15 protein-coding genes and 4 pseudogenes are annotated in these 17,842 nt (G+C 71.6%); 10 read left to right on the top strand and 9 right to left on the bottom strand.

Annotation, left to right across the window (positions count from 1 at the left end; all coding sequences use genetic code 11):
* Positions 1-46 precede the first annotated feature (46 nt).
* The 4 genes and pseudogenes from AB0C76_RS37835 to AB0C76_RS37820 all read right to left on the bottom strand — a co-directional run bounded on the left by AB0C76_RS37835 (position 47) and on the right by AB0C76_RS37820 (position 1,961).
* Positions 47-358, bottom strand: a complete 312-nt coding sequence (locus tag AB0C76_RS37835; protein ID WP_359974460.1) for a metalloregulator ArsR/SmtB family transcription factor — start codon at positions 356-358, stop codon at positions 47-49.
* Positions 336-974, bottom strand: coding sequence for an ATP-binding cassette domain-containing protein (locus AB0C76_RS37830; protein ID WP_359974482.1), 639 nt, complete (start codon positions 972-974; stop codon positions 336-338). The genes AB0C76_RS37835 and AB0C76_RS37830 overlap by 23 nt, the downstream gene beginning before the upstream one ends.
* A 331-nt stretch (positions 975-1,305) precedes the next feature.
* Positions 1,306-1,488, bottom strand: a pseudogene (locus AB0C76_RS37825) (ABC transporter permease); the annotation flags it as partial.
* A gap of 188 nt (positions 1,489-1,676) precedes the next feature.
* On the bottom strand, positions 1,677-1,961 hold the full coding sequence (locus tag AB0C76_RS37820; protein ID WP_359974458.1) for an STAS domain-containing protein: 285 nt from the start codon (positions 1,959-1,961) through the stop codon (positions 1,677-1,679).
* A 452-nt stretch (positions 1,962-2,413) separates the two neighbouring features.
* Between AB0C76_RS37820 and AB0C76_RS37815 the strand changes: the two genes are divergently transcribed.
* Positions 2,414-4,096 carry a GAF domain-containing protein gene (locus AB0C76_RS37815; RefSeq protein WP_359974456.1) on the top strand — a complete coding sequence of 561 codons (1,683 nt, stop codon included), beginning with the start codon at positions 2,414-2,416 and terminating at the stop codon, positions 4,094-4,096.
* Positions 4,097-4,123: 27 nt separating this feature from the next.
* On the opposite strand, the gene AB0C76_RS37810 is transcribed toward AB0C76_RS37815, so the two are convergent.
* Positions 4,124-4,540, bottom strand: a complete 417-nt coding sequence (locus tag AB0C76_RS37810; RefSeq protein WP_359974454.1) for a pyridoxamine 5'-phosphate oxidase family protein — start codon at positions 4,538-4,540, stop codon at positions 4,124-4,126.
* A 113-nt stretch (positions 4,541-4,653) separates the two neighbouring features.
* A complete protein-coding gene (locus AB0C76_RS37805) occupies positions 4,654-5,352 on the bottom strand; it encodes a response regulator transcription factor (RefSeq protein ID WP_359974452.1) in 699 nt (232 codons plus the stop codon).
* Positions 5,353-5,474: 122 nt separating this feature from the next.
* On the opposite strand from AB0C76_RS37805, the pseudogene AB0C76_RS37800 reads away from it, so the two are divergent.
* Positions 5,475-6,386, top strand: a pseudogene (locus tag AB0C76_RS37800) (IS5 family transposase).
* A 139-nt stretch (positions 6,387-6,525) separates the two neighbouring features.
* On the opposite strand, the gene AB0C76_RS37795 reads toward AB0C76_RS37800, so the two are convergent.
* A complete protein-coding gene (locus AB0C76_RS37795) occupies positions 6,526-7,161 on the bottom strand; it encodes a hypothetical protein (RefSeq protein WP_359974450.1) in 636 nt (211 codons plus the stop codon).
* 58 nt (positions 7,162-7,219) lie between these two features.
* Positions 7,220-8,092 carry a universal stress protein gene (locus AB0C76_RS37790; RefSeq protein ID WP_359974448.1) on the bottom strand — a complete coding sequence of 291 codons (873 nt, stop codon included), beginning with the start codon at positions 8,090-8,092 and terminating at the stop codon, positions 7,220-7,222.
* 332 nt (positions 8,093-8,424) lie between these two features.
* Here AB0C76_RS37790 and AB0C76_RS37785 point away from each other — a divergent pair, with 332 nt between their 5' ends.
* The 7 genes and pseudogenes from AB0C76_RS37785 (at position 8,425) to AB0C76_RS37755 (ending at position 16,186) form a co-directional block, all read left to right on the top strand.
* The gene (locus AB0C76_RS37785) at positions 8,425-9,945 is read left to right on the top strand and encodes an amino acid permease (RefSeq protein WP_359974446.1); all 1,521 of its coding nucleotides are present in this window, start codon (positions 8,425-8,427) and stop codon (positions 9,943-9,945) included.
* A gap of 20 nt (positions 9,946-9,965) precedes the next feature.
* Positions 9,966-11,189 carry an arginine deiminase gene (locus AB0C76_RS37780; RefSeq protein WP_359974444.1) on the top strand — a complete coding sequence of 408 codons (1,224 nt, stop codon included), beginning with the start codon at positions 9,966-9,968 and terminating at the stop codon, positions 11,187-11,189.
* Between the two features lie 19 nt (positions 11,190-11,208).
* Positions 11,209-12,213 carry an ornithine carbamoyltransferase gene (gene argF, locus AB0C76_RS37775; protein ID WP_359974443.1) on the top strand — a complete coding sequence of 335 codons (1,005 nt, stop codon included), beginning with the start codon at positions 11,209-11,211 and terminating at the stop codon, positions 12,211-12,213.
* A 2-nt stretch (positions 12,214-12,215) separates the two neighbouring features.
* Positions 12,216-13,211, top strand: coding sequence for a carbamate kinase (locus AB0C76_RS37770; protein ID WP_359974441.1), 996 nt, complete (start codon positions 12,216-12,218; stop codon positions 13,209-13,211).
* 24 nt (positions 13,212-13,235) lie between these two features.
* Complete coding sequence (locus tag AB0C76_RS37765) at positions 13,236-14,009, top strand: sigma 54 modulation/S30EA ribosomal C-terminal domain-containing protein (protein ID WP_359974439.1); 774 nt, start codon at positions 13,236-13,238, stop codon at positions 14,007-14,009.
* A 689-nt stretch (positions 14,010-14,698) separates the two neighbouring features.
* Positions 14,699-15,691, top strand: a pseudogene (locus AB0C76_RS37760) (phosphoketolase); the annotation flags it as partial.
* Positions 15,665-16,186, top strand: a complete 522-nt coding sequence (locus tag AB0C76_RS37755) for a transposase family protein (protein ID WP_359974480.1) — start codon at positions 15,665-15,667, stop codon at positions 16,184-16,186. The pseudogene AB0C76_RS37760 and the gene AB0C76_RS37755, both read left to right, overlap by 27 nt.
* A gap of 119 nt (positions 16,187-16,305) precedes the next feature.
* Here AB0C76_RS37755 and AB0C76_RS37750 read toward each other — a convergent pair whose 3' ends face one another.
* Positions 16,306-16,869, bottom strand: coding sequence for a DinB family protein (locus AB0C76_RS37750; protein ID WP_359974437.1), 564 nt, complete (start codon positions 16,867-16,869; stop codon positions 16,306-16,308).
* Positions 16,870-17,070: 201 nt separating this feature from the next.
* Between AB0C76_RS37750 and AB0C76_RS37745 the strand changes: the two are divergent.
* Positions 17,071-17,542, top strand: a pseudogene (locus AB0C76_RS37745) (pyruvate formate-lyase 1-activating enzyme); the annotation flags it as partial.
* Positions 17,543-17,842: the final 300 nt, after the last annotated feature.

The following is a 17,842-nucleotide window of genomic DNA, read 5'->3' as shown; positions in this document are numbered from 1 at the left end:
TCCTCGTGCAGGGCGGAGTGGGGCCGCCGGGATGGGGCTGGACGGTTCAGCAGGACCGCTTGCGGCTATTTGCGGCGGCTTCGCGGGCGGTGGCGGCCAGCCCGGCGAACTCCCCGGCGACGGCCTCCAGGGCCTCGGCGCGGAGCTTGTAGTACGTGAAGCGCCCGCAGGGCTCGGTGTCGACCAGCCCGGCTTCGCGCAGGATCTTCAGGTGGTTCGACAGGTTGGTCTGTCTGGCCCCGGTCTCCTCGACCAGATGCGTCGTGCACAGCGCCTCCTTGGCGAGGAGCGCCACGATCTGCATCCGGAGGGGGTCGGCCAGAGCCTTCAATACGTCACTGTCGACTGATGTCACCATGGGCTGATACGTTACCGGTGTCGGGGCCCCGAAGCGAGCCCCTGCCTTCCGGCTGCCACCGGGGACACCTGCGCCTCTTCGCCTCATGACCCTCCCCGGCCTTCGGCCGGGCGGTGCCCCCATCCCCTGAAGGCCTGGAACCCCTGATGGCCCAATCCCCGCCGTCAGCGCCGGACCCGAGACGCTCGGCGGGCGCCGCCCGCCTGCCCCTGTAGAACTCGCGGGGGTCGTGCGGCAGGAACCGTCGGGTGGTCGTTACGGCCGAACCAGCGGACTCCAGGGCCACGGCAGGGGCCTGGGGCGGCGACGGGGCCGAGGGCCGTTCCATCGCGGGGAACTCGACCACCGGCAGCCCCCGCAGGATGCGCTCGCGATCGCCGCCCTGGTGGAACGCCTGGCGGGGTAGCGCAGGTTCTCGGCCACACTCAGGTCCGCGTACACGGAGGGGGACTGGGTGACGTATCCGACCCGCCGCCGCAGGCCCGGGTTTCCCACAGCGGCGCCGAGGACCCGAATCCGGCCCGCCTCGACCTTCTGCACGCACGATCGCCCGCAACAGGGTGGTCTTGCCGCAGCCGCTCGGTCCCAGCAGGCCGGTGGCCGAACCGCGGGCCACGTTCAGGTCCAGTCCGCGCAGCGCCGGTTGGCCGCCCCGTGCCACCCTCGGGCTGCGGACCTCGACGGTCGGCGCCTCGTCCTCGACCGTCCCAGCCCCTTCGTTGGGAGTGTGCCGTCGCACTTCCCATCTCGGTCTCTCCCGGTCCGTTGTGTGCCCTGTGGCCGGCGCTCGCGGCAGTCGGCGGCCGACTCCGCCGACGAGGAGGGGCCCAGTCTCACACCCGGTCCGGTGGGACAACAGGCGTTGACGGCTCGGCGGAGAACGGCATCGGGCCTGCCCTCTCCAGGGTCGGTGCCCCGACCGCTGCCGGGGCCGGTACCGGCCGTTCTCAGCCGACGTCTCGGCGGCGTAGCCCGGCGAGGCCGGTGCCGGTCAGGCCGGCAGCGAGGAGGAGGGTGAGCCACAGCACTGGCGCCCACCGGAGGCTTCCGCCCGGGAGCTTCGGCAGATGCTGGAACGGCGTCAGATCCAGCACCCAGTGGTTCAGGCCGAGCGCGGGCCCCAGGAACCCGTGCACCTCCCCGGGTGCGACGGTGAGGTCGAGCCCGTCGAGGGCCCGGGCTCGGCCGAAGGCCTTCACCAGGCCGGACACGTCGATCACTGATGCCATGTGGGGCGAGCCCTCCGTTCGGATGTGGTCGTGGTGGGCCGATCGAGGAGCGGCCGCCGTGCCGGTGCGGGCGCATGCCGGTTGGCGGGTCAGGGCCGGGCGGGCGGCGCGAACTCGCACGGCACGGTTCGGTGCAGGCCCAGCAGTCGCATCACCTTCGCGGGCTGTCGGGAGACGCCGCGCAGGAGCAGCCGGGTGCCCGCTGCCAGGCGCCGGTTCACCTGCAGGACGGCGTTCGCCCCCGAGCTGTCGCAGAAGCCGACCGCGGAAAGGTCGAGCACGAGCTCGTGATCGCCTTCGCCTGCCAGGCCCACCAGCGACGGGATCAGCTCGGATGCGGTGAGCACGTCCAGTTCGCCGGACAGCCGTACCACCGTGGTGCGGCCTGCGGATCGCGGGTGACCGAGTGGATCAAGCCGCCCGTCACTGGGCCGGGTGCGGTCATGGCCGCCTCTGCCGTCGTGCTCACCACAACCTCCTGGAAGTCTCGTCGTCCCCGGCGGCCTACCCGGCCATGCGGTTGCCCTCCGGGGCGGGCGGTCTCGTGCCGCACCGAAGCCAATCAAGTGCCGGGCGGTACGCGGCAGATCCGTTCGGGCCCCGGTGGGCGGGCCAGTGGTCCCTGCGTGGAGGTGTTCGGCAGGCCGGGTGCATTCCGTCGGGACGGCCCATCGATCGGCCACGCCGGTTCGTCCCCTGGTCTGGGGCCTTACGGGACGGCAGACGGTACGGCCGGACTGGCGGTGGAGGGCTTCTGCGACAATCGACCGGCCGGTAACCAGGACGGAAGGGGGCTCGCGTGGGCGGGTACGGGGTGCGGTCGCGGATGCCGCAGCTGCGGCTGGACGAACTGCTGGAGGAGCTCCAAGCGCGGATCGACGCGGCCCGCGGCACTCGGGACCGGGTGCACAGCCTCCTGGAGGCGGTGCTGTCGGTCGGCCGTGAGCTGGACCTGACACAGGTGCTGCGGCGGATCGTGGAAGCCGCGGCGGTGCTGGTGGACGCGAAGTACGCGGCGCTCGGCGTGATCGGCCCGGACGGCGAGACGCTCTCCGCCTTCCTGACCGTGGGCCTGTCGGAGGAGGAGATCGCGAAGATCGGCCCCTACCCAACGGGCCGGGGCATCCTCGGCGAGCTGATCCGCAACCCCGAGTCTCTGCGGCTGGAGAACCTCTCCGAGCACCCCGCGTCGTACGGCTGCCCGATGCACCACCCGGTGATGCGAACCTTCCTCGGCGTACCGGTACGGGTGCGCGACGAGGTCTTCGGCAACCTCTACCTGACGGACAAGCGGGGCGGCGAGGAGTTCGACGCCGACGACGAGTCCGTGATCGCCACCCTGGCGGTCGCGGCCGGCGTGGCGATCGACAACGCCCGGCTGTACGAGGAGGCCCAGCGCCAGCAGCGCTGGCTGAGCGCGAGCGCGGAGATCACCCGCGCCCTGCTGTCCGGGGGGTCCCGCTCGGAGGTGCTGGAGCTGATCGCGCAGCGGGCCCGGGAGATCACCGGCGCCGACCTCGCCGATGTCTCCGTGCCGCTTGCCGGGACGGACACCGTGCGGGTGGAGCTGGCTCTCGGTGGGGACGCGGTCGGCCGGACGGGCCTGGTCGTGCCGTTGGCGGGGTCGTTGTCGGGTGAAGCCTGTGCTTCAGGCGTGCCGGTGATCACGGCGGATCTGGCCGGTGAGCCGCGGCTGTCGGCGGGGGCGCGCCGTTTCGAGGGGCTCGGTGCGGCGGTCGCGGTACCTCTGGGCCGGGCCGAGGGACAGATCGACGGTGTGCTGTTGCTGGCCAGGGAGGCCGGCGCGCCCGAGTTCACCGACCGCGAGATCGGCCCGCTGCTGGGCTTCGCCGACCAGGCCGCGCTGGCCCTGGAGCTGGCCGAACGCCGCCGGGACGCCGAGCAGTTGGCGATGCTGGAAGACCATGACCGGATCGCCCGCGACCTGCACGACCTGGCCATCCAGCGGCTCTTCGCGACCGGGATGACGCTGCAGAGCGCCGCCCGCGTCATCGAGCACCCCGGTGCGTCGGACCGGGTGCTGCGTGCTGTGGGGGACCTGGACGAGACGATCAAGATCATCAGGTCGACGATCTTCGGGCTCCGCGCCCGCGAGGAGCGCTCCGGCCAGGGCCTGCGGGCCAGGGCCGTGCGGGCCGTCGAGCAGGCGCAGGCGGTCCTGGGCTTCCCGCCCCGGCTGAGCATGGAGGGTCTGCTGGACACCGACGTGCCGGCGGAGATCGCGGAACACGTCGTGGCCGTCCTGGGGGAGGCGCTGAGCAATGCGGCCCGGCACGCGAAGGCGGACCGGGTGGAGGTCGTGCTGGGCGCTACGGGGCAGCAGGTCGTGCTGACGGTGCAGGACAACGGTGTCGGCGTTCCCGAGCAGGGGCGGCGCAGCGGCCTGAGCAATCTCGCCGAGCGGGCGGAAGGGCTCGGGGGCGTGTTCGAGCTGATCAGCCCTGCGGAGGGCGGTACTCGACTGACCTGGTCCGCCCCGCTGCGGTGAGGCGGGCCGGCCGGGGCCGCGGGCCGGTCACACCCCGCACGCGGGTGAAGCGGGCAGGGAGCGCCCGGACACCAGTTCCGGACGGATCCGGATGGTCACCTGGTCGGCCGTCTTCACGGGGGCGGGCACGGCGGCGGGAACGGGATGGCTCGCCGCGAGGTCGGATGTGACGTCGGCCCGGCCGAGCACGGTGACGCTCCACCCGCTGCCGTCGGTCTCGCTCAGCTCGCTCGCCTCGAAGGCGACCACCGCGCCGGTGACGGCGCGGGCGATCTCGGAGCCGGCGTTCGCCTGGAGCAGGACGCTGCCGTCGGCCGCGATCCGGTACCGGACCGGCATCACGGCGGGCAGGGCGCCCACGGTGTAGACCAGGCGGCCGACGGCTGTCCCGCCCAGCAGTCTCAGGCACTGCGACTCGTCGAGGGGAGTGAATTCGGCTGTCATGGCATCCATGCTCGGCGGAGGCCGGTCGGCCTGCGAGGGTCCGATGGTCCCTCGCGGTGCTTCTGGCGGTCCTGCTGTGCGGGGGGCCTGTCGGCCCAGGGGCATCCCCGGTCTCAGACGGCCGTGCGGGTGCCCGTCTGGTCGCGGCCGGACAGTACCTGGGTGGCGATGATGGCCGCCTGGACTCGGCGTTCCACGCCGAGTTTGGCCAGCAGGCGGGAGATGTGGTTCTTGACGGTCTTCTCGGCGAGGTAGAGTCGCTGGCCGATCTGCCGGTTGGTCAGGCCCTCGCCGACCAGGGCGAGGATTTCTCGCTCGCGGTCGGTGAGGTGTGGGCCGTCGGACGGCTGTTGAGCGGCCTCGCCGCGCAGTCTGGCCATCAGCCGGGTGGCGGCGCCGGGGTCGAGCATGGACTGGCCGGAGGCCACCGTGCGGACCGCCGAGACGAGGTCGGTGCCGCTGATCTGCTTGAGGACGTAGCCGGCGGCGCCGGCCATGATCGAGTCGAGCAGCGCCTCTTCGTCGTCGAAGGAGGTGAGGATCAGGCAGGCCAACTCCGGCATCCGGGAGCGCAGTTCACGGCAGACCGTCACGCCGTCGCCGTCGGGCAGCCGCATGTCCAGGACCGCGACGTCCGGCCTGAGCGCCGGAACGCGGGTGAGCGCCTGCGCCACGGTGGAGGCCTCGCCGACGACCGTGAAGCCGGGCTCCGCGTCCAGCAGGTCGTGCACGCCTCGTCGGACGACCTCGTGGTCGTCCAGGAGGAACACCTTCACCGGGTCGCCTGCTCCCGCTGCCGTATCGTCCGCCATCACCGCTCCGTGCTCGATGCCTGCCCCCGTGGCAGGTCGTACCGATCTCAGTGAAGTCTGCCGGATGCCGGGTGGAGCCGATAGGGCCGGAGGGCCCTAAGGCCTGTCTGATAATTGATCTTGTGGCAGGTCGAGGTGAGTTGACGGACGCGGCGTGGGAGCGGATAGAGCCCCTGTTGCCGCAGGTGGACGGGCGTGGCCGTCCGTGGCGTGATCACCGGCAGGTGGTCAACGGGGTGCTGTGGAGGCTTCGGACCGGGGCTCCGTGGCGTGACCTGCCCGAGCGGTACGGGCCGTGGCAGACCGCCTACGAGCGGTTCGCCCGCTGGGAAGCGGACGGCACCTGGGCGAAGCTGCTGGAACACGTCCAGGTCCGCGACGACGCCGTGGGCCGGGTGGAGTGGACGGTTGCCGTCGACTCCACGGTCAACCGGGCCCACCAGCACGCCGCCGGCGCCCGCAAAAAGGGGGCGCAGACGGGGACGAACTGGAAGATCCGGGCCGCTCGCAGACGCGTCAGGCCCTCGGCCGGTCCCGAGGCGGGCTGACCACCAAGGTCCACCTTGCCGTCGACGGCCGGGGCCTGCCGCTGTCGATCGTGCTCACCCCGGGCAACGTCAACGACGCCACCGCATTCGCCGAGGTCCTGGACGGGATCCGCGTCCCGCGAGCCGCAACGGGCCGCCCGCGCACAAAACCGTTGCGGGTGCTGGGCGACAAGGCCTATTCCAGCAGGGCGATCCGGCAGCTGCTGCGGCGTCGGGGCATAGCTGCCACGATCCCCGAGCGCCGCGACCAGGCGGCCAACCGCAGACGCCGGGGGCGCTTGGGCGGTCGGCCGCCCGCTTTCGACAAGGAGACCTACCGCGACCGGAACGTGGTCGAACGATGCTTCGCCCGCCTCAAGCAGTTCCGCGCGATCGCCACCAGGTTCGACAAGCTCGCGGACCGCTACCGCGCCGGAGTCGTCCTGGCCTCACTGATCCTCTGGCTCCGCGACCCGGCCAGATGATCATTTGTCAGACAGCCCCTAATCGTGAGGGGCGCCGGCGCCCGCGGCAGCGAGGAGAATCCGGTGCACGGGATCCGTGACATCGCGGCTGCCGGCGGACTGCGCGGTCATGGGGTCGTCTCCTTCAGAGGGGCCGAAGTGGCTGGGCGTGGTCGGCGCGGTCAGCCCGTCCGGTTGTCGCGTGAGGCCCGGCCGCTCCACACGGGTTCCAGCAGTGCCCAGGAGTGTTGCCAGGCCAGGTCGGCCCGGCGGTCCAGGATGTCCAGGCGGATGCCGAGACTGGCGACGACGAGGACGCCGAGGCCTCCGAGGAGGAACAGTCCGAGGCAGGCCGCCTTGGCGGCGACGGCGGCCGGTCCGGGCGGGGGAGCCACGGAGTGGCCGGTGTCGTCGACCCATATGCCGACGGTCGTACCGGCTGCCGTGCCGCCCGGTACCGGGACGTCGCCCGTGGTGCGCTGCCCGGCGGGGTAGGACCAGGCGGCATCGGCCGCGTACCGCCACCCGCCGCTGCCGGCGCCGGACTGTCGCCGCGCCGGAGTGAGCACGGCCGCCTGGACCTGGTGGAGGCGGGCAGCCGTCACCGAGGCCTGGTGCCGGACAACGGCGAAGTCGGCCGCCGCCGCGCCCGCGCCGCCGAGCACGGCAAGTCCGATGCCGAGTACGGCCAGCACCAGGGCCCGGCTGCGCGAGCTGTCGAGCGGTCGGGCCATCGGATTCCGGTCCTTCCCGAGTGCCTGCCGCAGGTGGTGGCGGAAGGGCGGCACCGGGTCGGCTTGCTCGGGTGCGGTGGTCATTTCCGGTACTCCTTCGTAGACGGTCTGGCAGATGGTGGTGTTCGGAGGGCGCTCGTTCTCAGGGGTGGGGGACGACCACGACCGGGGTGGTGGAGTGGTGCAGTACGGCGTGCGCGACGGGCCCGAGCAGCGCACCGACGTGATGACGGCGCTCGCGCCGGCCGATGACGACCAACTCGGCGCCGGCGGCGGCGTCCAGCACGGCCCTCGCCGCGCCCCCGAGCCGGACGTCCTCGACGACGTTGACGCCAGGGTGCCTTGCTCGTTGGTCCGCGAGGTGCCCGGACAACAGGGCCGACTCCGTGCTCTCCTGTGCCGGGAGATCCACGGGTGGCAGGACGACTCCTCCGAAGGCCCAGGCCGGGACCGGGTCCCAGCCGTGGACGGCGCGCAGGGTGGCACCGCGGCGTTCCGCCTCCGTGAAGGCGAAGTCCAGGACGGCTTCGCCCGGTTGGCGCGAGTCGAGCCCGACCACGATTTCGCCCGTGCTACGGGCGAAGTCGTGGTCGGGGGACTTTCCGCGGACGAGGACCGTGGGGACCGTGGCGCGGGCGGCGACCGCGAGGGAGACCGAGCCGACCAGCAGGCCGGCGAATCCCCCGAGCCCTCGGGAACCGAGCACCACCATCTCCTGCCCCCGTGCTTCGGCGATCAGGCCGTCGACCGGGTCGTCGGGCCGCACGGCAACCTCCACCGCCAGACCCGGGTGGGCGAGGCGGATGCGGTCGGCGACGCGGGCGAGGACGTCGAGTGCGGCGGGCCTGAGGTCACAGGGGTTCGACCGGTCCACGTTCTCACCGCTCAGCCAGGGCCAGACGTGGAGAAGGCACAGTGCCGATCCGAGTCTCTGAGCCTCCTGCGCCGCCCACACGGCGGCGGCCTCGCTCTGCGGTGAGCCGTCAAGGCCCACCATGACCTGTCGTGTCGTCACGACCGCTCCTCACTCGTCGCTTTGGATAGGGGCCGGGTGCCGACCGGCTGTGCACAAATCTCCCGTCGGGCCGAGCGGGAGCCAAGGGACTGACGGGACCCGGTGGCGGGTCGGTGGTCCCTGCGGGGCACGGCGGACAGTGCGTCGCACGCCGGTGCGCGCCGTGACTCCTCGGGACCATCGGGCGGGGGAGGCAGGGACCGTGGGACGGGGGAACGGGACTGTCGGCCCATGGGATGCGCTGCCCGCCGATCCGAAGATCTTTCTCGGCGGGTCGCGGCGGAGGCCGGGTCCCGTCCGCACGATTTCAGCACCTGGCGAAGGAGCCTCTGATGTCCGTACACGACCGCGGAAGACCACCGGTGAGCACGGCGGAGGACGGACCGCGGCGGCGCAGCGGCACGTTCGGGTTGCCGGGTGCCACCGCACTGGTGGTCGGCAGCATCATCGGTACCGGCGTGTTCGCGCTGCCGTCGGCGCTCGCGCCGTACGGGCCGATCGCGCTGGTGGCGTTCGTCCTGGTCACCGTCGGGGCGCTGGCGCTCGCCGTGACCTTCGGGCGGCTGTCGGAGCGGGTGCCGGGCAGCGGCGGGCCGTACGTCTACGCCCGTGAGGCGTTCGGCGAGTTCGCCGGGTTCCTGACCGCCTGGTCGTACTGGATCACGGCCTGGGCCGGGAACGCGGCCATCGCGGTGGCCTGGGTCGGATACGTCGAGGTGTTCGTCAACAAGGGCCACCACACCTGGACCTCGGTTGCGATAGCCCTGGTGGGCCTGTGGCTTCCCGCGGTCGTCAACCTGACCGGCGTGCGCAGCATCGGGGCGTTCCAGGTGGTCACCACGGTGCTCAAGTTCCTCCCGCTGGCGTTCATGGCGACGGTCGGCCTGATGTTCGTGAAGTCCGGCAACTTCGGGGCCTTCAACGCGAGCGGCGGCTCGGCGCCGGGCGCCGTCTCGGCGGCCGGGGCGATCGCGCTGTTCAGCTACATCGGCCTGGAGACCGCCTCGGTGGCGGCCGGACGGGTGCGGGAACCGAAGCGCAACGTGCCGCGGGCGACCGTCTACGGCACCCTGGCCTGCGCGGCGATCTACCTGCTCGGCACCCTGGCCGTGTTCGGCACCGTGCCACACGCGCAACTCGGTTCCTCCACCGCACCGTTCACCGATGCGATGAACAGCATCGCGGGCGGCACCTGGGCCGGGAACCTGGTCGCCGTCGCCGCGATCGTCTCCGGGCTCGGGGCACTGAACGGCTGGACGCTGATCTGCGCGGAGATGCCGATGGCCGTCGCCCGCGACGGACTGTTCCCGTCCGCGTTCGCCGGCACTCGCGGCCGTGGCGAGGTGCCGGCCTTCGGCATCGTCTCGGCGACCGTCCTCGCGTCGGTGCTCACCGTGATCAGCTACACCCGGTTCACGAAGGTCTTCACCGAGATCGTGCTGCTCAGCGTGCTGACCGCCGTCATCCCCTACCTGGTCTCGGCGGCCGCGCAGCTGTACTGGCTGGCGCTGCACGGCAGGGAGGAGCTGGACCGGCGCCGCCTCACCCGCGACACGGCCGTGACAGTCCTCGCGCTGGCCTTCTCCTACTGGTCGATCCAGGGCAGCGGCTACCAGACCGTCTACTACGGCCTGTTCACCATCCTGCTCGGCATCCCGGTCTACATCTGGCTCAAGCGACCGCACGCCCGACCCGAGACCGACGCCCTTACGGATACCGGTACCGACACCCGGCCGACCGACATCCGTCCGGCCCATCGTGACGCACCGCCCGCCAAGGCGGCCCGCACCGTCCGTCCGGTCGGCTTCACCGCCATCGTCCTGCGCGCGCTGACGCCACGTCACCAGCACTGAGAACAAGGGAGTACACCGAGATGTCCACTCTGCGAGTCGACTCGGAAGCCGGCCGGCTGCGACAGGTGATCCTGCACCGCCCGGGCCTGGAGCTCGCCCGGCTGACCCCGCGCAACGTCGACGAGCTGCTCTTCGACGACATCCTGTGGGCCAAGCGCGCCCGCGAGGAGCACGACGCCTTCGCCCAGGTCCTGCGCGACCACGGCGTCCGCGTCCACCACTACGCCGATCTCCTTGCCGAGACGCTCGACCTGCCGCCCGCCCGGGCCTGGCTGCTCGGCCAGGTGGTCACCGAGGCCACCGTCGGGCCCGCGCTCGTCGAGCCGGTCCGGGAGTTGTGCGAGCAGCTCGACGGCACCACCCTCGCCGAATACCTGATCGGCGGCGTGCTCAAGGACGACCTGCCGCTGCGCAGCCCCCGCAGCCTGCACTGGAACACCCTCGGCGAGCAGGACTTCGCCCTCCCGCCGCTGCCGAACCACCTCTTCCCGCGGGACAACTCCTGCTGGATCGGCGGCCGTTACAGCCTGAACCCGATGGCGAAGCCGGCCCGTCGGCGGGAGACCCTGCACACCGCCGCGATCTACCGCTTCCACCCGCTGTTCGCCGAGACCGCGCCCCCGCTGCTCGACGGCACCACCACGCCGCCCGGGCTGAGCCTGGAGGGCGGGGACGTCCACGTCGTCGCCCCGGGCGTCGTCATGGTCGGGATGGGCGAGCGCACCACCGCGCAGGCCGTCGAAACCCTCGCCCAGCAGCTGCTCCTGACCGGCACCGCGCACCGGCTGATCGCCGTCCGCCTGCCGGAGAGCCGGGCGTTCATGCACCTGGACACCGTCTTGACGATGATCGACCGGGACGCCTTCACCGTCTACCCGGGCCTGGCCGGCGGCCTGCGCTCCTGGACCCTCACCCCCGCCCCCGAGCTCCCGGCCGGCTTCGACGTGCGGACCGACACCGACCTCGCCGCCTCGCTCGCCGAGGCCCTCGACCTGGACAAGGTCCGGTTCCTGTCCGCCGAACAGGACGAGCGGGCCGCTGAGCGCGAGCAGTGGGACGACGGCAGCAACTTCCTCGCCCTGGAACCCGGCGTCGTCGTGGGCTACGAGCGCAACACCACCACCAACACCCACCTGCGCAAGCAGGGCGTCGAGATCGTCACCATCGCCGGGTCCGAGCTCGGCCGGGGCCGGGGCGGCCCGCGCTGCATGAGCTGCCCGATCCAGCGCGACCCCGCCAACTGACCACCGAGGAGCAACCGTCATGACCATCGACCTCACCGGCCGCCACTACCTGCGCGAACTCGACTTCACCGCCGCCGAGATCCACCACCTCCTCGACCTCGCCGCCGAGCTGAAGGCGGCCCGGCGGACGGGCACCGAGATGCCCCGGCTGGCCGGCCGCCGGATCGCCCTGATCTTCGAGAAGAGCTCCACCCGGACCCGCTGCGCCTTCGAGGTCGCCGCAGCCGACCAGGGCGCCATGACCACCTACCTCGGCCCGGACGGCTCGCACATCGGCCACAAGGAGAGCATCGCCGACACCGCCCGCGTCCTCGGCCGGATGTACGACGCCATCGAGTACCGCGGCTTCGACCAGGAGGCCGTCACCGAACTCGCGGCCCGTGCCGGTGTCCCGGTGTACAACGGCCTCACCGACCAGTGCCACCCCACCCAGAGCCTGTGCGACGTGTTCACGATGCGTGAGCACAGCGGAAAGCCGCTGGGGGAGATCTCCTTCTGCTACCTCGGCGACGCCCGCAACAACACCGCCAACTCCCTGATCATCATGGGCAGTCTGCTCGGCATGGACGTACGCGTCGCGGCTCCGCGCGACCTGTGGCCCGATCCGGAGCTCGTCTCGGAGTGCCTCCGGCTCGGCCGGGACAGCGGCGCCCGGTTCACGCTCACCGACGAGGTCGAGGAAGCCGTGCGCGGAGCGGACTACCTCTACACCGACGTATGGGTGTCCATGGGCGAGGACCGTGCCCGGTGGCCTGAGCGCATCGCCCGGTTGCTGCCGTACCAGGTCAATGCCAAGGCACTGGCGGCCACCGGGAACCCGGACACCGCCTTCCTGCACTGCCTGCCCGCCCTGCATGACCGCCGCACCGACCTCGGCGCGGAACTCGCCGCCGAGCACGGGCTCGACGGCCTCGAAGTCACCGACGAGGTCTTCGAGTCGCCGGCCTCGCTGGTCTTCGACCAGGCCGAGAACCGCATGCACACCATCAAGGCGATCCTGGTCGCCACGCTCGGGAGGGACTGATCATGCGCATCGTCGCCGCACTGGGCGGGAACGCCCTGCTCCAGCGGGGCGAACACCCCGACGCCGACATCCAGCAGCGCCATGTCCGCGACGCCGCCCGCTCACTGGCCGAACTCGTCACCGCCGGACACGAGTTGGTGATCGCCCACGGCAACGGCCCGCAGATCGGCCTGCTCGCCCAGGAGAGCGAGGCCGACCCGGCGCTCGCCGCGCCCTACCCGCTGGACGTCCTCGGCGCCCAGACCCAGGGCATGATCGGAACCCTGCTCGTCCGCGAGCTCCTGGGCCGGCTGCCCGGGCACACCGTCACCGCGCTGACCACCCACACCGAGGTGGACCCGCACGACCCCGCGTTCGGGCGGCCTGGGAAGTTCATCGGCGGGCAGCTCACCGAGCAGCAGGCCAGGACGATGGAGACCGAACGCGGCTGGACAACGGCGCGCGACGGTGAACACCTCCGTCGGGTCGTTCCCTCGCCCCGCCCCATGGCGATCGTCGAACTCCCGGCCATCCGGGCCCTCCTGGCCACGGGTGCAGTGGTGATCGCCGCCGGGGGCGGCGGTGTCCCGGTCACACGGGACCCGGACACCGGCCTGGTGCGCGGTGTCGAGGCCGTCGTCGACAAGGACCTGGCCGCGGCGCTGCTCGCCGAACGACTCGACGCCGACGCGCTGCTGATACTCACCGACGTCACCCACGTTTTCACCCGCTTCGGGTCCACCCGGCCCGGCCCGCTGGTCAGCGTCACACCCGACCGGCTGCGCGAACTGGACCTGCCGGAAGGATCGATGCGGCCCAAGGCCGAGGCCGCCGCCGCCTTCGCGGAGCGGACCGGCGCTCTCGCGGCCATCGGCCCCCTCGACAACGCCCTCGGCACGATCCTCGGCATCACGGGCACCACGGTCCGCGCGCTGCCGGGGGCCGCCGGGGAAGGCCCCAAGGCGTTGCCGGCGGCACCTTCGGTCCTCGGCCCGGCCGATCAGCGCGCAGCAGTCTGAAGACCACCCGGAAAGGAAACTGTGATGATCCGTCTGCAGACCCGACTCACCACCGAGGTCCTGGTGACGACCCGCGGTGAAGTCTCCCTGGCCGCGCCCGAATACGCCCGGACCAAGGTGCTCGCGGTGCTCGAACGCCTCGACGAGCCGGTCCTCGCGGCCCGGGTGAAGCTCAGCCAGGAGTCCAACCACGCGGTCGCCAAGCCGTCGATCGCCCAGGCCACGGTCGACCTCAACGGACGGCCCGTTCGCGCCCACGTCGCCGCCGCCACCATGCAGGAGGCCGTCGATCTGCTCCAGGACCGTCTGAACGCCAGGATCGCCCGCCTGCGGACCCATCGTCACCACCGCCACAACAGCGAGGCGCCCGCAGCTGCCGGGCACGAACACCGGCCGCAGCGCCGCGCGCTGGGTACGGAGGAGCGCCGCATCGAGCGGCACAAGACCTACAGCCTCGCGCGGCAGACCGCGTGGGCGGCGGTGTACGAACTGGAGGCGATGGACTACGACTTCCACCTGTACACCGACACGGTGACGGGCTACGACAGCGTCGTCCACCGGGACGCGACGACGGGGGAGTACCGGATCTCCTCGGCCGGCCCGGCGCCCGAGGCCGAAGCGGGCATCTCGGTGAGCACCGCCGGCGTCCCCGAGATCACCGTCGCCGAGGCGGTCGCGCGTCTCGACCTGGGCGGCCTGCCGTTCGTCTTCTTCACGGACGCCTCGACCGGTCGCGGAAACATCCTGTACCACCGGTACAACGGCCACTACGGCCTGATCACTCCCGCGGACCAGTAGCGCAGGTGAAATCCAGGTCGGTTGTGGGAACTTGACCCGGGCCAGGACGGACGAAGCGCCGGGAGCGGATGGGGCCGCTCCCGGCGATGCCGGCTGTTCGGCCCGGTTCGGCGTGAAACGGGCGTTCCGCCGCGGCTGCCACGGGCAGGAGCGCACCACACCATGGGCGTTCACCTCATCACCGGATCCGCTGCGAATACGCGATCCTCGGCACCGGCCGTCCCATCGCAGTTGCCCTGGAGCCGCTGAACAGGCACATCGCGCTCGGCAAGGGCCGCTGCCGACGCTACCGCACACGTGGTGCCGCGCTCCCACCCTTCACTCCATCGGGCGACTGAGCTGCGGAAACGCCCGCCCCGCCATCGCATCCCACCGTTACCATCGCTTTCGGCGACCCGCCGTCCCTGCTGCCCGAGCCCGTCGCCGACCTCCTCCGAGCACACCTCCGAACGGCGACTGCACCGCGCCGGCCCACGGAGCGCTCACTGGCTGTTCCCTGGCGCCCGGGCCGGCCAGCCCATGAGCCCCGGAGCCCTCCGCGAAGACCTACGAGCAGCCACCTGCCGCCCGAGCTGCGCGGCTCGGGCCTGGGCAGCGAGATCCTGCGCCGGGCCGAGGAGGAGGGGCGGGTGCGAGGCTGCCGGGCCGCCGTCCTGTACACCACCAGCTTCCAGGCGCCGGGGTTCTACGACGGCGGCCTGCTCCTGCGCGACCTGCCGATGCCGCCGCTGGAGCGCTACGCGGTACCCGTGGACAAGCCCGGTGCGACGCTGCACGAGCCCACCAGGGTCCTGGGTGACCTGCTGGCCCAGGTGACGGCCGCCACCGCCGAGCGCCGTGACTTCCGCCTGGTCGGCCCGGACGAGACCGCCTCCAACCGCCTCCAGGCCGTCTACACCGCCACGGGCAAGGCCTGGCAGGCCGACACCCTGCCGGTCGACGAACACCTCGCCCACGACGGCCGGGTGATGGAGATCCTCTCCGACCACACCTGCCAGGGCTGGTTGGAGGGATACCTCCTCACCGGCCGACACGGCCTGTTCTCCTGCTACGAGGCCTTCGTCCACATCGTCGACTCGATGGTCAACCAGCACATCAAGTGGCTGCGCACCACCCGGGCCCTGCCCTGGCGGGCACCGATCGCCTCGCTCAACTACCTGCTCACGTCGCACGTCTGGCGCCAGGACCACAACGGCTTCTCGCACCAGGACCCTGGCTTCGTCGACCACGTCCTCAACAAGAGCCCGGAGGCGGTCCGCGTGTACTTCCCGCCGGACGCCAACACCCTGCTCGCCACCGCCGACCACGTGTTGCGCAGCCGCGACTACGTCAACGTCGTCGTGGCCGGCAAACAGCCCTGCTTCGACTGGCTCACCCTGGAGGAGGCCCGCGCCCACTGCGCCCGCGGTGCCGGGATCTGGGACTGGGCCGGCACCGAGGACAGCAGCCGGGAGCCAGACGTCGTCCTGGCCTGCGCCGGTGACATGCCCACCCAGGAGGTCCTGGCCGCTGCCGACCTGCTCCGCCGGCACCTGCCGGACCTGCGCGTCCGGGTGGTCAACGTGGTGGACCTGGCCTGGCTGATGCCCGCCGAGGAGCACCCGCACGGCATGCCCGACGCCGAGTTCGACGCCCTGTTCACCCGAGACCGGCCGGTGATCTTCGCCTACCACGGCTACCCGGTCGACGGCACCCTGGTCCAGACCCAGCGCCGCACCGGCAAGGCGAACCGGCCGAACTACTCCGGCAAGCATCACCGTCACGGCCTGCACTTCCTTGCCCTGACCGACGAGGCGGGCCGTCTGATCTGGATCTCCGCCGCCCGGCCCGGGCGGACCCACGACGCCACCGCCGCCCGCCGCGACAAGATCGTCGAACATCTGAAGGCAGCCGGTCTCGGCGCGCTCGCCGACCTCGGCTTCCTCGGTGTGGACAGACCCAAGAACCCCGACGATCAGGTCATCGTCACCGCCTACAAGGCCACCCGCCACCGCAAACTCACCGCCTGCCAGAAGCAGGCCAACCGGATCCTGGCCGCCGGACGCGCCCCCGTCGAACACGGATTCGCCCACCTCAAGGCCTGGCGGATCCTCACCAAGCTCCGCATCGACCCCGCCCGCGCCACCGCCCTCCTGCGCGCCCTGCTCGTCCTGACCAACCTCGAAGCCGACCTCTGACAGCACGCTGACGGACGATCAAGAGCCCAAGATTCCCGCAGTGAACGAGCCTGAGCGCCCCGGATAGCCTGCACATCAGCCCCTCCGACCAGCACGCCCGAAAGCCGGCTACCGGAAGGTCAGATTCGGTGCGGTACGGCTCCGTCCTGCCATCGGTAGAGGTCGCGCAGCAGGGAAATCTCGGCGCCGTGATGGATCAACTCCCTGTTGACGTGCAGGACCCTGTTCTCCATGGGAAACCCCTCGGGACCCGCCGCGGGCGGATTGTCCAGGAAAGCGTCCGAGAGCTCGCGGACCCCCGCGTTCCATCTCCCGTACATCTCATCGAGCTGTTTCAGCGCCTCGTCAGCGGTCCCCGCGTAGGCGAACGCCTCGGCGTCGAAGTCCGGGCCGCCGAAGTACCATCCGACCCGATAGCCCAGGCACGAGACGATGATGTGCGACAGTCGCCAGGCGATAGTGGTCACCGGCGCCGGTACCGGGGCAGGGGATGCGAAGTCCATCGTCCACTCCCCTGAACCTATGGACATCGGTGCGGCCGACGTGCCGCGTCGGCGAATGCTCCAGCAGCCGCGCACCGGCTCCCAGAAGTACTCCTCGTCGGTGAGACCCTCCAGCTGCGGCCGCAGGTTCTTGTGCCAATGCCAGTCCAACTGCTCCGCGAGTCGCTCGCTTCTTGTCATTTCTGCACACTACATACAACGGAGTCCTGGCTGTGTCCTTCGCGGGTGCCGGCGTCGGCTGTGGGCCGCGATGTAACGGCCTCGATCGATGACATGGCGGATGATCAAGACCGCAGACTCCCGCCCGAGATCAGCATGAGTATCCCGAGCGAGCGCCACACCAGAGCCTTCGACCTGCATGTTCGACGATGGCTAAGACTCACTGGAGAGCTGCTGCACCGCTTCAAGCACGACGTCGGGCTGCACACCGCGCTGGACACCTCCGGCATCCTGAGCGCCCGCGCGACCGACGCGCTGCTCGCCGACACCGACCTCGTCCTGGTCGACATCAAGTCCTGGGACCGCGCCCTCTACCGGCACCTGACCGGGCAGCGGCTCGCCCCCACCCTGAACTTCGCCCGCCGCCTGGCCGACCTCGGCAAGGAGGTCTGGGTCCGCTTCGTCCTCGTCCCCGGACTGACGGACGCCGTCGAGAACGCCGAGGGGTCGCCGCATCCGCCGCCTCGCGGGCAACGTCACCCGGGTCGACGTCCTTCCGTTCCACACGCTCGGCGTGGTGAAGTGGCGCGCGCTGGGCCTGGACAGCACGCTGGCGGACACCCCGGTGCCCACCGGTGACCAGACGGCGCAGGCGCGTGCCGTGTTCGAGGCTCACGGCCTGCACACCGTCTGACGGCCCTGATCGGACGCCGACGCCGACGCCGACGCCGACGCATCGCGAAGAACGAGGCTCCCCGACGGGAAGCCTCGCTCTCGTGTGCCCGGGGGCCGAGGCGCCGTGACAGGCACGTGCCGCGGGCTGACGGGGCCTCCAGGCCGTGGCAGGCGCGGTGTCGGAGAGCAGGGCCTGCTGCACGGGGAGCTGCATGAGTCGGCGCCTCCTTCCCTCCTGAGGGGACCCCGCAGGGCTCTCCCGGGAGGCGCTGCGGGCCCTGTGGCTGGCGGGCGTGCTCGTGCCCCGCACCCCGCTGGG

It is taken from the genome of Kitasatospora sp. NPDC048722, assembly GCF_040650235.1.
In the GTDB taxonomy this organism is placed as follows: domain Bacteria; phylum Actinomycetota; class Actinomycetes; order Streptomycetales; family Streptomycetaceae; genus Kitasatospora.
This window is presented reverse-complemented; position numbering and strand designations above follow the sequence as displayed.

What these genes read in the sequence shown, in the direction of transcription:
- AB0C76_RS37805 (WP_359974452.1), bottom strand. Translation starts at nt 5,352, where the DNA reads ATGGCGGACGATACGGCAGCGGGAGCAGGCGACCCGGTGAAGGTGTTC.
- AB0C76_RS37770 (WP_359974441.1), top strand. Translation starts at nt 12,216, where the DNA reads ATGCGCATCGTCGCCGCACTGGGCGGGAACGCCCTGCTCCAGCGGGGC.
- AB0C76_RS37815 (WP_359974456.1), top strand. Translation starts at nt 2,414, where the DNA reads ATGCCGCAGCTGCGGCTGGACGAACTGCTGGAGGAGCTCCAAGCGCGG.
- AB0C76_RS37835 (WP_359974460.1), bottom strand. Translation starts at nt 358, where the DNA reads ATGGTGACATCAGTCGACAGTGACGTATTGAAGGCTCTGGCCGACCCC.
- AB0C76_RS37750 (WP_359974437.1), bottom strand. Translation starts at nt 16,869, where the DNA reads ATGACAAGAAGCGAGCGACTCGCGGAGCAGTTGGACTGGCATTGGCAC.
- argF (WP_359974443.1), top strand. Translation starts at nt 11,209, where the DNA reads ATGACCATCGACCTCACCGGCCGCCACTACCTGCGCGAACTCGACTTC.
- AB0C76_RS37780 (WP_359974444.1), top strand. Translation starts at nt 9,966, where the DNA reads ATGTCCACTCTGCGAGTCGACTCGGAAGCCGGCCGGCTGCGACAGGTG.
- AB0C76_RS37765 (WP_359974439.1), top strand. Translation starts at nt 13,236, where the DNA reads ATGATCCGTCTGCAGACCCGACTCACCACCGAGGTCCTGGTGACGACC.
- AB0C76_RS37795 (WP_359974450.1), bottom strand. Translation starts at nt 7,161, where the DNA reads ATGACCACCGCACCCGAGCAAGCCGACCCGGTGCCGCCCTTCCGCCAC.
- AB0C76_RS37810 (WP_359974454.1), bottom strand. Translation starts at nt 4,540, where the DNA reads ATGACAGCCGAATTCACTCCCCTCGACGAGTCGCAGTGCCTGAGACTG.
- AB0C76_RS37785 (WP_359974446.1), top strand. Translation starts at nt 8,425, where the DNA reads ATGTCCGTACACGACCGCGGAAGACCACCGGTGAGCACGGCGGAGGAC.